This is a genomic window from Pseudoxanthomonas sp. SGT-18 (genome assembly GCF_003931645.1).
Lineage (GTDB): Bacteria > Pseudomonadota > Gammaproteobacteria > Xanthomonadales > Xanthomonadaceae > Pseudoxanthomonas.
Genome location: NZ_RRYJ01000027.1, coordinates 1 through 239, shown reverse-complemented (window position 1 = coordinate 239; position 239 = coordinate 1). Strand labels below are relative to the sequence as shown.

Sequence of the window (239 nt, the reverse complement as noted above, 5' to 3'; positions counted from 1 at the left end):
CAGGGGCCCCGGACGTGCCGGGGCCCCTGCCTGTGGCGGACGCGGCCCGGGCTCAGAACTCGGCCCAGTCGGCCTCGTTGATCACCGTGGCGGCCTGCGGGCTGCGGCCGGCCGGGCGCGCGGCCTGGGCCTTGTGCACCGGGAACGGCACGGCCACGGCGGCCGGCGCGGCGGCCGGGGACGGCACGTCCAGCCCGCCCTGCAGGCGGAACACCGAGATGGCCTGGGCCAGGCCGGCA

1 pseudogene is annotated in these 239 nt (G+C 80.3%); it reads right to left on the bottom strand.

Annotated features, from left to right (window positions below):
- Nucleotides 1-52: 52 nt before the first annotated feature.
- Nucleotides 53-239: pseudogene (locus EIM47_RS15730) on the bottom strand (methyl-accepting chemotaxis protein); the annotation flags it as partial.